We start from the raw sequence: 1,169 nt of genomic DNA on the forward strand, positions 1-1,169 counted from the left end.
GGCAACGCTGATCAAGTAGTCGCAACGGCCAGCGAACTGGCCGATCCGGCTCATGACGCACTTGGATCTACGATCAGCCGTCCTTCCATGCCCGTTTCCGGGCGCTGCGGGCCGCTTTTGCGGCCCCGCAGGCGCAACTATCCCGCCAAACGCACCCGCGCCAGGTACAGGTTCGCCAGGCCCAGGGCCACGAAGCAGCGGTTCGCGTTCTTGTCCAGCCCGCGATAACGCACCTTGGCAAAGCCCCACAGCCGCTTCACCACCGCGAACACGTGCTCGACACGGGCACGGATCTTCGACTTGTTGCGGTTCCGCTGGCGCTGCACCTCATTCACTTCGCCACGCTTGCGAACCCGCTGGTTGGTGAAGTCCCGGGCGTGCGGTGCATGCGTGCCGATCAGCGCCTTCTGGCTGGCGTAGGCGCTGTCTCCATAGACCCGGCGTTCCTCCCCGTGCAGCAGGTCTCCCAGCAGGTGCTTGTCATGCACATTGGCCGCCGTCACCGCCGCGCTATGCACCAGGCCGTTACGACTATCCACGCCGATGTGCAGCTTCATCCCGAAGTACCACTGCTGCCCCTTGCGGGTCTGATGCATGTCCGGATCGCGGGCCTTGTCCGCATTCTTCGTCGAACTGGGCGCGCCGATGATAGTCGCATCCACGATGGTGCCCGTGCCCACCTTCAGGCCACGTGCTTCCAATTCCCGGTTCACTTGCAAGAACAGCTCCGCCCCCAGCTCGTGCGTCTCCAGAAGGCGACGAAACTTCAGCAGTGTCGTCGCGTCCGGAACCCGCTCGCGGCCCAGGTCGATCCCCACGAACCGCCGCAGCGCCGTGCTGTCCAGTAGCGCTTCCTCGCAGGCCTCATCGGCCAGATTGAACCAGTGCTGCACCAAATACATCCGCAGCATCCGTTCCAGGCCGACCGGCGGCCGGCCATTGCCTGCCTTCGGATAGTACGGCTCGATCACCGCGCACAGTGCCGACCACGGCACGATCTGCTCCATCGTCGACAGGAACACATCCCGGCGCGTCGGCCGACGATGCTGCTCGAATCCACTGCCCTGATCGGCCGCCATCGCCAATGTCTGCTGTTTCATCGGTCGTTCCGATTTGAAGGAAGGGGCATATTTTCTCCGATAGGGACCGACTTGATCAGCGTTGCCTTA

At 63.6% G+C, this 1,169-nt stretch carries 1 protein-coding gene; it reads right to left on the reverse strand.

Annotated elements, in window-relative coordinates; all coding sequences use genetic code 11:
* Positions 1 to 137: 137 nt before the first annotated feature.
* Positions 138 to 1,100 (reverse strand): IS5 family transposase, encoded by a 963-nt coding sequence (locus XCSCFBP4642_RS30995; RefSeq protein WP_029218204.1) that lies wholly within the window; start codon positions 1,098 to 1,100, stop codon positions 138 to 140.
* Positions 1,101 to 1,169: the final 69 nt, after the last annotated feature.

Source organism: Xanthomonas cassavae CFBP 4642 (assembly GCF_000454545.1).
In the GTDB taxonomy this organism is placed as follows: domain Bacteria; phylum Pseudomonadota; class Gammaproteobacteria; order Xanthomonadales; family Xanthomonadaceae; genus Xanthomonas; species Xanthomonas cassavae.

What these genes read in the sequence shown, in the direction of transcription:
- XCSCFBP4642_RS30995 (WP_029218204.1), bottom strand. Translation starts at nt 1,100, where the DNA reads ATGAAACAGCAGACATTGGCGATGGCGGCCGATCAGGGCAGTGGATTC.